Here is a 12,233-nt window from a genome sequence, read left to right as displayed (position 1 = left end):
CAAATAATTATTTACAACATTTATGAAAATCAATCTTTTTGTGGCCGGCATGCTCCTTTGCAGCGCTGGCGCCCATGCCCAAAATATGTTCAGTACCTCCAGCTCCCACCCGGCAGACACCGTCATGAGCGAGCCACATGAACAGGCGTTACGTTACCCCTTTCTCCGCCAGGCTTCGGTGACGGCAAGTGTTTTCGGATCAGGACACTTTGATTCAAAGCTGAACGGAAAAGATTTCGCCAGCGGAAAGAGCAGCAATGCGAGGATCAGTTCTTTTTTTTCCATACCGATCAGCAGCTGGGACGGTAACACGATCGGCGCTACCATCTATCATAACGAACAGTTCTTTAATATCAAGGAGGCGAATAACCAATTGGCTGAGCCGCGGGTAGACGAAGGCGACATCGCCAAAAGCACCCTCGGGCTGTCCCTGAACTTCTCTAGGATAGATGCTATATTTCATACCCCTGTGATATATTCTGCCGTATTCACGGGAATGTCTGACGACCTGAAAGCGCTGAGAAGGTTCAATTTTAATGGTAGCGTTTCCTTTCCTTTGAAGCGCAGCCGCGATGTTTACTTCTCGTTAGGGGCACTGGTGCTCATCGATCCGTCTGCACCTTTTCCGGTATTGCCACTCGTGAATTATTTCCGCAAACTGAATAGCAGCGGGCTGGAACTGACATTGGTTCTTCCGCAGAGCGTATCGCTGAAACAATCACTTTCCCGTAACGCCTGGATTTATGTGGGAACGACTGCCAATACCTATGCTTCATTTTATAAAACTTCCAATCCGGCTTTGCCCGCACGCTATAGCTACAACACTTCGGAGTTAAAAAGCGGACCGGGCTTTGAATATCTGCTTGGCAAATACGTTCTACTGGGAGTTAGCGGCGGCGTTAATAGCATTATAACTGCCAGAACTATAGCAAAGGGCAGCAGCTACAATGATGCATTTATCAAAACGACGGCTAAATCTACTCCTTATGGTGAATTTCACATCTCGCTTTTGCCTTTTTGATAAGCGCAATTCTTGATGGAAGGCCAGGACTTTACGGTTCCTGGCCTTTTTTATTTGCGGATCATTTAAATCACCGGGAGCTGCAAAGGAACGCTTGCTTCCCGGGCAGCAAGAAAGCGTTCGGCATCCAATGCCGCCATGCAGCCTGTTCCGGCCGCTGTGATCGCCTGCCGGTAGATGGGGTCCTGAGCGTCACCACAGCAAAATACACCTTCAATAGCCGTAGACGTTGTACCTGGTACCGTTTTGATATAGCCGGTTTCATCCATGTCCAGCAGACCCTTGAAGATCTCTGTATTGGGTTGGTGGCCAATGGCAATGAACAGCCCTGATACAGGGACTTGCATTTCTTCCCGTGTCTTGTTATTTAATACGCTAAGGGCTGTGACATTCGTACCGTCGCCAAGCACCTCAACGACTTCTGTGTTATACCATACTTCGATATTTGGCGTATTAAGAACGCGGTTGATCATGGACCTGGAAGCCCTCAGTTCGCCCTTACGGACGAACATAGTCACTTTGTTTACCAGTTTGGAAAGATAAGTTGCTTCTTCGGCAGCGGTGTCACCACCGCCTACCAGTGCCACGTTCTGGCCCCTGAAAAAATAGCCGTCGCATACTGCGCAGCCTGAAACGCCGAAGCCGCTGTACCTGGCTTCGGATTCGAGTCCCAGCCATTTAGCGGAAGCACCGGTTGAAATGATAACACTTTCGGCCACAACCGTTTTGACGTCGTCAATGATCACCTGATAAGGATAATTGCTGAAGTCAACCTTGCTGACATAGCCAAACCGGACGTCGGTTCCAAAACGTTGGGCCTGTTTCAGGAAATCTTCCATCATTTCAGGACCGGCTACTCCTGTTGGATATCCGGGGAAGTTCTCGACTTCAGTTGTCTGGGTGAGCTGTCCGCCAGGGTTCATTCCGGTGTACATAACCGGTTGGAGGCCGGCGCGGGCGGCATATATAGCTGCTGTGTAGCCGGCTGGGCCTGAACCTATGATCAGGCACCTGATATGTTCTATTGTTGTTTTCATGATAAATAAAATTGAATTGATTAAAGCGATGGCTTTTTAGCGCCACCGCTTAGAAAATCCGGATACAGTGGGTTGTTACTGATAGTGTACAGTCAATTCGATCTGCACTCCGGTTAATACTTTGGAGATTAGGCAATTTGACTTGGCCTGTAAGGCGGTCTCCTGGAATTTTTCTGCTGAAAGGCCCTCAACCGGTGTTGCAAAAATCTCAAGCTCAATCATGCTGATGGAACTTGTTGCCATATCCAGTGAAACTGTAGCAGTAGTGTTCAGGTCGCCCGGATAAAATTCCTGCTGAGATAACGCGTAGGCGACAGCCATAGTAAAACAAGCTGCATGTGAAGCTCCAAGTAATTCTTCCGGATTGGTACCTATGCCATCGGCAAAACGGGTGTTAAACGAATATTGTGCCTGATCAAGTACCTGGCTTTGAGTAGATACTGAACCATGACCTGTTTTAAGATCTCCCTGCCAAAAGGCTTTTGCTGTTCTTTTCATAATTTTAAACTTTTGTTGAATCAAAAGTCTGATGATTACAGAGGATTTTTTTTCACCTAAGTTAAATCGCACGTAAAAACCATAGATTACTGCATTATATTTAACAGTTAAATGGTGCTATTTGCAGGGGTTCATTATTTACAAATTGCAGGATGTTCTTTACAGGCAGGTGATCACCCAGGTACTGATTATAATAAGGGTATTTAACAATACCAGCTTCGTCAATCAGGAAATCACCTCCCAATAAATTGATATGCCCTTCCGGCTCAAACTTTTCCTTAAATTTCTTATGCCCCTCTTTTGCTTTGGCATAGGCACCTTTATACATGGAATAGAGAATCTTTAACGTATTGAGCTCGATGTCATATAAGGTATAAAGGTCAAATTCAGGATTGGCGATGATCCGGGCATAAAAGGATTCTCCAAGACTGAATCGTCTCAGGTTGTCCGGGCTGCTTTCGTAAACTGCCAGCACAACCAAACCCATGTCCCTGAAAGATTTATCCATCTTCTGAAGCTCCAGGAAACGGAGATTGGTAAAGGGGCAGGCTACATGACGGTAAAACGAAAGGAGCACTTTACTCCCTTTAAAGGCGCTTAATTGTACTGTGTTCCCTGAAATGTCCATAGTCTGGAAATCAGGAGCGGGTTGGTTTGCAAATATTGACATATGAAAGTCCATTAGGCCGGTAGGTATTTCCTACAGGTTCTTGTGATTTTTATTTTATGATCTGTAAAAGGATTGCTGTCACCTTATCAGGGACAGAAAGAAACGGACAATGGCCGGAATCAAGGGTAAATACATTTGTGATACCGGCTGTGGCTACGATTTTCTTTTGAAGCTCAAACGGTGCAACAAGATCTTTCGTGGTATGAATATAGTATTTAGGGAGTGCGGCAGCTGCCGGGTTGTTCTTTAAAACTATCTTCTCCATTTGCGGTTTGATGGGTTCAGGCCTGTTATTGGCGATCAACAGTTGTCTCACTTCTTCCGAACCGTCCTGACAGAAAATAGAGAAAACTTTATCGTTAGGTATACTGCCGGTAAGGCCGTCTGCAGAGGGAGTCACATTAGGAAACAATTGTGAGTTGGGATCCATTCCTACGATATCATCCAATGACTGACCGTTTTGGGGAATTGCAGCGGCAATATACACCAACTTTTCAATGCGGTCTGGAATGGTGTCTGCTACGGCAGTAGCTACAGAGCCTCCGGCGCTGTGTGCAACAAGAATTACTTTACCGGTTAAAGGGCTGATGGCAGAGATGACTTTATCACGATATGCTTTGAGCGTAAGCGTTCCAGGGGGCGTTTGGTCTGATCCATGTCCGGGTAATTCAACAACGACCACTTTTTGTCCTGCGGCCTCCAGTTGGGATTTTACAAATTTCCAGGCATAAGCTCCCTGGAAAGCGCCATGTACGAGAACAAACGTTTTTGACTGTGGAGAAGAAGAGTTGTGATCATCATCTTTTGAGCATCCCGTCATGGAAAGCAGGAAGGCAAATGCCAGAGCTAATGCAGTCATAACGGGAGCTGTGAGTTTTCTTTTTTCTTGTGTTTTCATGATATTTATTTTTGATTGTACAAACATCGGCGGTTTCCGGATTTTCGTTTTTCACTTAAGTTAAACCTGTGCATTTTTAGCTGTAGCCTGGTTTCAGAACAGAAACTATTGACATATTTTCTTTACTATATAGTTATCAGTATATTTGCATCATTCATTAAATGTTTTTTACAAGTTTAAGCCGCGAATTAACTTAAGTTAAAATCCTATAGAACCAGGTTGCTGAATTTTGGCCGTGTTGCCGGAGGCGACCTATAGTTAAAGGCGGTTTTTTATCTAATTAATACCTATTATGAATGACAAAAATGAAATCATAGCCCAGCATCTGCGGAATTTTGCTTCTCTGACAGATAAAGATATTGCTGAGGGCCAGCCATTCTGGAAACCACGGACAATTAAAAAGGGGGATTTTTTCAACATGCAGATGATGGTTTGCAATGACCTCGGCTTAATAGTAAAAGGAATCTTTCGTATATATTACCACGATCCCAAAACTGATACAGATAAAAACCTGTTTTTCTTTTCGGAAAATCAGTTTGTTGTTTCTTTCAGAAGCTTCATTTCCCAAAATCCATGCTGGTATTATATAGAGGCAATGGAAGATTCTGAAATCGTCTTTATTTCCTATAAGGATCTCAATAATTTATATGAAACTAACGCAAATTGGGCAAAATTCGGCAGGCTCCTGGCGGAATTGTTTTTTGCTTATGCGCAGACGCGCACAGAGGAATTTGTCTTTTTCTCACATGAGGAACGATACCTGAGGTTACTGGAAGAGCACCCGAATATCGTAGAGCGTATTCCTTCGTATCACATTTCCTCTTTTTTAGGCATAACAAATCCATCATTAAGCAGGATAAGAAAACGCATAAAGAAATAATGAAAAAGACGGTGTAAATTACCGTCTCATCATCCAGGAATCGTTAAACAACCTATACTTATCATCTTCCGGTCTGAAATCATTTTCTTTATATTCTGCAAATTGTTTTCCATCGGTTGCATAACAGGGGTAAATATGGTGAATAATATTACATGTCTTTTAGCGGCAGCAAGGAGATCAATGATCGTTACTTAAGGGGTTTATTTTCGAACGAATAATGATTAAGTATACTCTTTTTGTAGATTTTATTCTTCTACATTTGTGCATTATTTAATAACCGACCGAATGAAACTTATAAAGTTACTGTTATGTGCCTGTGTGGTGAATTGTACGACCCTTGTTTATGGTCAGCAGAAAGCTGAGCGCCCAAACATTGTTTTATTTTGGCAGATGACCTGGGTTACGGTGATGTAGGGGCATATGGGCAGAAACTAATACTTACGCCCAATATCGACCAGATGGCCAAAGAAGGACTGAGGTTTACTGATTTTTATGCTGGAGCACCGGTATGCTCGCCGTCGAGAGGCTCGTTGTTAACAGGGCTGAATACCGGGCATGCAACCATTCGCGGAAACAATACGATAACCGGAGGTATCGCCGGCAAAAAAGGCAAGCAGACCATAAACAGGACAAACTTAAGTCCTCAGGATTATACCATTGGAAGTTTGATGCATGATGCCGGATATACTACTTCACTGGTAGGGAAGTGGCACGTGGACGGCTATGATACACTGGCAACACCTTTACAGCATGGCTTCGATAAATTTTCCGGCTGGCTTGTGAGTTATCCGGAAACATATGCGAGCACTTACTGGCCTGAAAAACGTTATATTGATGGTAAATTGGTTACGATAAATGAAAACGTAAAAGGAAAAAGAGGATACTATGAGACCAATTTATGCACTGATGAAGCTATCGAATTTCTATCCACACAGAAGGACGCCAGCAAACCATTTTTCCTGATGCTAAATTTCAACAATCCCCATTCACCTCTTGAGGTACCTGATCAGGCTATTTTTGCAAATAAAGACTGGCCTGAAGATATGAAAACATATGCTGCCATGGTTTATTACATGGATAAGTCGGTTGCCAGGGTTAAAGATTATCTTATTAAAAGTGGTCTGTCAAAAAATACAATCGTATTTTTTGCATCAGATAACGGCCCGAGATCTGAACCTTCTACCCAGTTAACTGCGGTTTCAAATTTCTTTGATTCAAATGGCCTTTTGAAAGGACATAAAAGAGATATGTATGATGGCGGAATCCGCGTACCTCTTATCATATGGTCGCCATACCTGAAAAAATTGCCTAAGATGTCCAATGTTCCGGGATATTTTGCAGATATCATGCCCACCTTTGCCGAAATTGCGGGTAAGGTGTTAGACCATAAAACGGACGGTGCAAGTCTTTATTCGGCCATCAAGGGCACGAAAACTGCTGGTAAGGACAGGTTCTTGTACTGGGAGTTTTTTGAAAATGGTTTTGAGCAGGCCGTTCGTTACGGGAAATGGAAAGCGGTGGTACGCAAAAGTAAGCTGGAGCTTTATAACCTGCAGGATGATATTGGTGAAAAGAATGATATAGCCACCCTGCATCCGGATATTGTTAAACAAATAGAAACTTATCTGCTTACCGCAAGAACAGATTCTCCGTATTGGCCTGTAAGGTAACCGAGGATTCAGGTGCTAACAAACAAGTTCATGATTTAATAGCAAGTTAATCTGCGAAGGCTATGTTTGTCGCTCGCAGAACGATGTTTTTAAACATGGAAAAATGAAACAGCAAGGTGCTGTTTTAGAAAAAATCAGTCTTTAGTTGGAACCGCCAGACTTAAACACTATTTTCCTGAGCTGGATGAACCCGTTGGTGAGTCTCTTCTTTTTATTCAATATTGGAATGCTCAATACTGCCAGCAGGGCAATAGAAGCAGAAATACCAAGTGCGCCCCCGTAGCCATTAAAGAATTTACTTGTGTTGAGATATATTAAGCAGAAAATAACCCCTGCGGTTCCTATCAAAAGATAATTGGATAATAGCCGGACAGATACCATTCCTATGAAAGATGCGCCAATAAATACAATTGGTATATTTTTTACCAGGTAGCTGTTTATTGAATGCGAAAAAAAATAAAAACAAACGCCCACGATGAGCGAAAGGACGGCAGATGAACGCACCGGCCCCTGTTTTAGATCCTCGTTGACATAAAATGTAGCCACTGAACTTAGGAAGCTCGTGATAAGGAGAATACTGAGATTAAACATAGGAGGAGATCAGAAAATACAGGAATGACGTAATGGCAACGCCAGCAAAGGCGAGTGTACCCAATTTACCTCCTACACCAGCAAACAGGTTTTTAGATAGAAAGAGCAGGATGGCAGTGAAAAAACTGGCTGTAATAATAAACAGGAGACCGGAAGCTACATGTTCACTTGACATGCCAATAAATGCACCACAATAGATTGCAGCAGGCAATTGCTGCAGGTAATGTGAATGTTTCCTGATGTTTGGAATGAATGATCCTAAACTGCCAACGCTGGCAGCAGATATTACAGGACCCAGTTTTAAAAAATGGTTGAGATAAAAAGATGCCAGTGCAGCAGCAGGTATCCACAATACCACTAATATATGTTCGTATGCATGATCTTTATGATGGATCTGGCCTCTTAATGTGGTCACCAGAACTAATATACAGAGTATGATCATCAATGCCACTACACCCAGCGACCCCGCATTCTCTTTGAAAATGGCTAATAAAAAGATGACCTGAATAATTGACACAAAGACTATAAAAAAATTTCTTGTGGATTTATTCAGGTTCATTTATAAGGCTAATTACTACTTTTCCAACTGTTCTGCCGCTTTCCAGCTGTTCGTGTGCTATAGCCATTTCCTCAAAACTGAGTGTTTCTGAGACATGTGCTTTGATAATACCTTGTTTCAGATAGTCCGCAATGACCTGCATATCCTTACCGTTTGAGGCAACCTTAAAGGTGTAACCACTGACACCTTTGGCTTTCGACTTTTCGCCCACGGAATCATTTAACCCGGAGGGGATGCTGATGAGGATGCCTCCCTGTTTAATCACAGTCAGGGAACGGTCTATGTTATCTCCGCCAATAGTATCCAATACCATATCAAAATCTTTGGCATGCTCTTCAAGCTGGGTAGTATGGTAATCTATGTGTTCGTCTGCACCCAGGTTAAGAACGAAATCTTTATTTTTGGCTGATGATGTACCTGCTACATATGCTCCGAAGTGTTTTGCGATCTGCACCGCAAAATGGCCTACACCACCTGCGGCTGCGTGTATCAATATTTTTTGTCCGGCCTGTATGCGGGCAGTATTCACGAGCGATTGATAGGCAGTGAGTGCGGCAAGCGTCGCCGCTGCAGCTTCCTCATGAGATATTTCCCCGGGCTTCAGTGCCAGATGTGTAGCCGGTGACGCGACAAATTCAGCATAGGCCTTTCCGTGACCAGGGAAATTGACCATTCCAAATACCTCATCGCCAACGTTAAACAAATCGGATTTTGACTGAGAAACAACACCGGAGACATCCCAGCCTAGTATAATGGGATGGTCATCTTTGATCTGGCTATACTGGCCGTTACCCTTACGGGTTTTGGTGTCAACGGGATTAATACTGATGGCTTTCACCTGAATTAGCACCTCTCCATTTTGAATATGCGGAACAGGGATCTCTCTGATCTGCAGCTCAGCGGTTCCGCCGGCCTGCGCTATAATAATTGCTTTCATTAGCATATAATTATTTTTTATAGGTCAGGGAGCTGTCATGACCTATCATTACTGTTAGTGATCTGTAAGCGCATTTCATTTGAACCTGATAAAGCAAAAATATGTACTATTTCTTTCCAACCCTGTAAAATCTTCCGCTATCTGTTACTGCATATAATGCACCGTCTTTACCAACAGCAAGCGCGCGGACACGTTCGCCTTCATCCTTCAATAATCTTTCTTCACCTACCACCTTATTGTTTTTAATGACCAGTCTGACGATATGCATACTGCTGAGGCCGCCCACAAAGAGGTTCCCTTTCCATTCGGGGATCACATTACTGTTATAAAAAACAATTCCTGCAGGTGAAATTACCGGATCCCAGTAATAAACAGGTTGTTCCACGCCTTCTTTTTGCTGGATACCTGCACCAACTTTTTCTCCGCTGTATTCTATGCCATAAGTAACAACAGGCCATCCATAATTTTTTCCGGGACGGATGATATTGATCTCATCTCCACCTCTTGGCCCGAATTCTGCTTCCCATAATTCACCGGTAACAGGGTTCATTGCCAATCCTTCAGGACTGCGGAAACCATAAGCATAGATTTCCGGTCTCGCATTTGGTGTTTTGGCGAAAGGGCCGCCCGGTACCGGTTTCCCACTTTTAGTGATATGAATAAGCTTCCCGATCGCGGCATCCAGTGCCTGTGCTTTCATACGGATGTCTGATCCGGAGCGTTCACCTGTACTTACAAAGAGGTTCCCACTCTTGTCAAATACAATGCGGGAGCCAAACTGCAGGCTTCCCTTGTAAGCCGGTGTTGCGCGGTAGATTACCTGGATATTTTCTATTTTACTTTCATCTGCCGATAATTTTCCTTTGGCGATGGCCAGCAAACTGCCGCCTGATACCTGCTCTGAATAATCCCAGTATACCATTCTGTTTGTGGCAAACTGCGGATCAATATTTACGTCGAGCAGGCCTCCCTGTCCGTCTGGCACAACGGCGGGCAATCCGGTTATATGTTTTACTATTTTTCCTGCAGTGGTTACAATACACATGGTACCCAGCTTCTCAGAGATCAAAAAGCGTCCGTCAGGCAAAAGGCAGATACCCCAGGGGTGCTCCAGATCTTTGCTTAAAAGGCTGACACTGACAGGCGTTTTTGTTTTTACACCGGCAATGCGTGTTTGCCCGGCAAATGCAGGCTTATATTTTGAATTGGCCGGCTGCGTTTCTACAGGTAGGTAGGTATCTCTACCGGCACTATTTTTTACAGCCTGCGCATAACTACCGCTAAAGGCAAATATCGAAGTTAGAAGAGCAACACAAAGAGCCGGAGCTTTTTTACAAATAGATCGCATCATGATATTAAATGTTGAATAATTACAGTTAAATCTACAGCTTTTTTTATCTCTAAATGAAATAGTGCCAAAGCTTATTTTAGTAAAATATCTGAAACATTGCCTAAGCCTCTGATCCCTTGGTCACCATAAATCAATGCAGGATAAACTCCGGAGATGTAATTTTGAATAAAATCATATATTCGTTGTCATTTAATTCTTATGCTTAAATATACATTTACAAAAACCATATTATTTATATGCCTTTCATTTGTCAGTTTTCTGGCCTCCGCTCAAAAAATAAACGAGCCTCAGGACACACCTCCCGAATGGTCTAAGCCTTACCCGCCTTTTCAAATTGCCGGGAACCTGTATTATGTGGGTACCTACGACCTGGCCTGCTACCTCGTTACGACGCCGCAGAGAAACATTCTGATCAATACCGGACTCGCAAGCTCGGCGGCCATCATCAGGGCTAATGTTGAAACCCTGGGATTTAAATTTGCCGATACCAGAATTCTGCTGACAACGCAGGCTCATTATGATCACATGGGGGCAATGGCCGCAATAAAAAAAGTGACGGGCGCTAAAATGATGGTGGATGAAAAAGATGCCGCAGTAATGGCAGACGGGGGCAGGTCGGATTATGCACTGGGAGGAAACGGCAGCACTTATAAACCAGTGAAGGCAGACCGTCTGTTACAGAACGGTGATACCATCAGTTTAGGCGATATGCGGCTTGTAATGCTTCACCATCCGGGGCATACCAAAGGTTCCTGCAGCTTTCTGTTTGATGTTAAAGATGAAAACAAGTCTTATCATGTGCTGATTGCCAATATGCCGAGTATTGTCACAGAGAAAAGTTTCTCCGAAATCCCAGGCTACCCGGATATTGCTAAAGATTATGCATATACGCTGGACGCCATGAAAAAACTATCGTTTGATATCTGGCTTTCCTCTCACGCCAGCCAGTTCGGGCTGCATACGAAACATCAGCAGGGCGAGGGTTATAACCCTCAGGCATTTATCGGTAGAAAAGGATATGATGAGGTGCTTGCCGACTTACAAAATAAATTTTCTGAAAAGACCGGAAAGAAACAGCCCTAGCTGCCTGAGGTCAGAATGATTCCATAAAATAATTCAAAAGGATGTAATAATAAACTTTTTATTAAGTTATTTATATATGAATTATCTTCTTAACTGATATGATGAGATTAAGTTGAATTCATTTTTTGTTAAACATTATAACTTAATTAAAAAAGAAAATATGAATGAAAGAGTAGTAGGTATTATTGGCGCAATGCATGAGGAAATCAATAGCATTTTGCAGCTCATGACTGATGTAAAGGAGTCTTCCTATGGGATGAGAACCTATTATACGGGTATAATAAACGGGGTCAATACTGTTCTGGTTTTTTCGAGATGGGGCAAAGTTGCCGCCGCAACCACAGTGACAAGTTTAATTGTTAAATTTAACATCACAGAGCTGATCTTTATTGGAGTTGCCGGTGCAATCAGTCATCAGTTAAGAATCGGGGACATCGTCATTGCAGAACGTTTGGTTCAGCATGATATGGATGCCAGGCCTATCATGGAACGCTATGAGATACCACTGCTTGGCGTTACCTATTTTGAACCTGATACAAAACTGGTTGCTATTGCGGAAAAAGCCATTCATGCCACATTGGATAATCAAAACCAGGCTTTTATTGATCAGGATAAAAAGGATGAGTTTCTGTTAACCAGCCCTGAAGTATATAAAGGCACGATTGCAAGTGGTGATCAGTTTTTTGCAAAGCAGGTTGATAAAGATACTTTGCTTTCAAATCTGCCTGATAGCCTGTGTGTAGAGATGGAAGGTGCATCAGTTGCCCAGGTTTGTTACGAATACGGTGTTCCGTTTGTAGTGATCAGGATCATTTCGGATGAATCGAATGAAAATTCGGCAATTAATTTCGCAGATTTTATCATAAATGTGTCCAGTAAGTATTCACATGAAATTATCAAAAATATATTTTTATTGTTATAAATCAGTACCAGTCAATCCCTGACTGGTACTGAAATCCGAAAAAACTGCTGGTTCAGACTATTAATTAACTAATTATAAGTAGTTAATTAACCGGTTGTGACTTATGTTTGTGGCAA

The 12,233-nt window shown here is 42.9% G+C and carries 13 protein-coding genes; 5 read left to right on the top strand and 8 right to left on the bottom strand.

The annotated features are described in order from the left end of the window. The first annotated feature begins 22 nt into the window (after positions 1-22). Positions 23-1,021 (top strand): hypothetical protein, encoded by a 999-nt coding sequence (locus BLW16_RS01630; RefSeq protein WP_090554507.1) that lies wholly within the window; start codon positions 23-25, stop codon positions 1,019-1,021. 65 nt (positions 1,022-1,086) lie between these two features. On the opposite strand, the gene trxB is transcribed toward BLW16_RS01630, so the two are convergent. The 4 genes from trxB to BLW16_RS01610 all read right to left on the bottom strand — a co-directional run bounded on the left by trxB (position 1,087) and on the right by BLW16_RS01610 (position 4,124). Beyond that, positions 1,087-2,058, bottom strand: a complete 972-nt coding sequence (gene trxB / locus BLW16_RS01625) for a thioredoxin-disulfide reductase (RefSeq protein WP_090554505.1) — start codon at positions 2,056-2,058, stop codon at positions 1,087-1,089. A 75-nt stretch (positions 2,059-2,133) separates the two neighbouring features. After that, entirely contained in the window at positions 2,134-2,556 is a 423-nt protein-coding gene (locus tag BLW16_RS01620; protein ID WP_090554503.1) for an OsmC family peroxiredoxin, read from the bottom strand. Positions 2,557-2,656: 100 nt separating this feature from the next. Then, entirely contained in the window at positions 2,657-3,226 is a 570-nt protein-coding gene (locus BLW16_RS01615; protein ID WP_175470453.1) for a redoxin domain-containing protein, read from the bottom strand. A 49-nt stretch (positions 3,227-3,275) separates the two neighbouring features. Beyond that, positions 3,276-4,124 carry an alpha/beta fold hydrolase gene (locus BLW16_RS01610; protein WP_090555171.1) on the bottom strand — a complete coding sequence of 283 codons (849 nt, stop codon included), beginning with the start codon at positions 4,122-4,124 and terminating at the stop codon, positions 3,276-3,278. A 292-nt stretch (positions 4,125-4,416) separates the two neighbouring features. On the opposite strand from BLW16_RS01610, the gene BLW16_RS01605 reads away from it, so the two are divergent. Both BLW16_RS01605 and BLW16_RS01600 read left to right on the top strand, forming a co-directional pair. After that, a complete protein-coding gene (locus tag BLW16_RS01605) occupies positions 4,417-5,004 on the top strand; it encodes a Crp/Fnr family transcriptional regulator (RefSeq protein WP_090554499.1) in 588 nt (195 codons plus the stop codon). 383 nt (positions 5,005-5,387) lie between these two features. Further along, a complete protein-coding gene (locus tag BLW16_RS01600) occupies positions 5,388-6,674 on the top strand; it encodes a sulfatase-like hydrolase/transferase (RefSeq protein ID WP_217631493.1) in 1,287 nt (428 codons plus the stop codon). A 141-nt stretch (positions 6,675-6,815) separates the two neighbouring features. On the opposite strand, the gene BLW16_RS01595 is transcribed toward BLW16_RS01600, so the two are convergent. From BLW16_RS01595 to BLW16_RS01580, 4 genes are all read right to left on the bottom strand, one after another. Then, positions 6,816-7,265, bottom strand: coding sequence for a hypothetical protein (locus tag BLW16_RS01595; RefSeq protein ID WP_090554496.1), 450 nt, complete (start codon positions 7,263-7,265; stop codon positions 6,816-6,818). Further along, the gene (locus BLW16_RS01590; protein WP_090554494.1) at positions 7,258-7,824 is read right to left on the bottom strand and encodes a hypothetical protein; all 567 of its coding nucleotides are present in this window, start codon (positions 7,822-7,824) and stop codon (positions 7,258-7,260) included. The genes BLW16_RS01595 and BLW16_RS01590 overlap by 8 nt, the downstream gene beginning before the upstream one ends. Then, positions 7,811-8,761, bottom strand: coding sequence for an NADP-dependent oxidoreductase (locus BLW16_RS01585; RefSeq protein ID WP_090554492.1), 951 nt, complete (start codon positions 8,759-8,761; stop codon positions 7,811-7,813). Before BLW16_RS01585 ends, BLW16_RS01590 begins: the two co-directional genes overlap by 14 nt. A gap of 106 nt (positions 8,762-8,867) precedes the next feature. Continuing rightward, positions 8,868-10,112 carry a PQQ-dependent sugar dehydrogenase gene (locus tag BLW16_RS01580; protein ID WP_245735100.1) on the bottom strand — a complete coding sequence of 415 codons (1,245 nt, stop codon included), beginning with the start codon at positions 10,110-10,112 and terminating at the stop codon, positions 8,868-8,870. A gap of 198 nt (positions 10,113-10,310) precedes the next feature. On the opposite strand from BLW16_RS01580, the gene bla reads away from it, so the two are divergent. Then, positions 10,311-11,195, top strand: coding sequence for a subclass B3 metallo-beta-lactamase (bla, locus tag BLW16_RS01575; protein ID WP_090554490.1), 885 nt, complete (start codon positions 10,311-10,313; stop codon positions 11,193-11,195). Between the two features lie 160 nt (positions 11,196-11,355). Next, positions 11,356-12,117 carry a 5'-methylthioadenosine/adenosylhomocysteine nucleosidase gene (locus tag BLW16_RS01570; RefSeq protein ID WP_090554488.1) on the top strand — a complete coding sequence of 254 codons (762 nt, stop codon included), beginning with the start codon at positions 11,356-11,358 and terminating at the stop codon, positions 12,115-12,117. The last annotated feature ends 116 nt before the right edge of the window (positions 12,118-12,233 follow it).

Source organism: Pedobacter hartonius (assembly GCF_900107535.1).
GTDB classification, from domain to species: Bacteria; Bacteroidota; Bacteroidia; order Sphingobacteriales; family Sphingobacteriaceae; genus Pedobacter; species Pedobacter hartonius.
The sequence above is the reverse complement of the archived record's forward strand: the minus strand, read 5'-3'. Positions and strand labels throughout refer to the sequence as shown.

Bases quoted from the DNA above. Each gene is read 5' to 3' on its own strand.
- BLW16_RS01630 (WP_090554507.1), top strand. From the start codon at position 23: ATGAAAATCAATCTTTTTGTGGCCGGCATGCTCCTTTGCAGCGCTGGC.
- trxB (WP_090554505.1), bottom strand. From the start codon at position 2,058: ATGAAAACAACAATAGAACATATCAGGTGCCTGATCATAGGTTCAGGC.
- BLW16_RS01620 (WP_090554503.1), bottom strand. From the start codon at position 2,556: ATGAAAAGAACAGCAAAAGCCTTTTGGCAGGGAGATCTTAAAACAGGT.
- BLW16_RS01615 (WP_175470453.1), bottom strand. From the start codon at position 3,226: ATGTCAATATTTGCAAACCAACCCGCTCCTGATTTCCAGACTATGGAC.
- BLW16_RS01610 (WP_090555171.1), bottom strand. From the start codon at position 4,124: ATGAAAACACAAGAAAAAAGAAAACTCACAGCTCCCGTTATGACTGCA.
- BLW16_RS01605 (WP_090554499.1), top strand. From the start codon at position 4,417: ATGAATGACAAAAATGAAATCATAGCCCAGCATCTGCGGAATTTTGCT.
- BLW16_RS01595 (WP_090554496.1), bottom strand. From the start codon at position 7,265: ATGTTTAATCTCAGTATTCTCCTTATCACGAGCTTCCTAAGTTCAGTG.
- BLW16_RS01590 (WP_090554494.1), bottom strand. From the start codon at position 7,824: ATGAACCTGAATAAATCCACAAGAAATTTTTTTATAGTCTTTGTGTCA.
- BLW16_RS01585 (WP_090554492.1), bottom strand. From the start codon at position 8,761: ATGAAAGCAATTATTATAGCGCAGGCCGGCGGAACCGCTGAGCTGCAG.
- BLW16_RS01580 (WP_245735100.1), bottom strand. From the start codon at position 10,112: ATGATGCGATCTATTTGTAAAAAAGCTCCGGCTCTTTGTGTTGCTCTT.
- bla (WP_090554490.1), top strand. From the start codon at position 10,311: ATGCTTAAATATACATTTACAAAAACCATATTATTTATATGCCTTTCA.
- BLW16_RS01570 (WP_090554488.1), top strand. From the start codon at position 11,356: ATGAATGAAAGAGTAGTAGGTATTATTGGCGCAATGCATGAGGAAATC.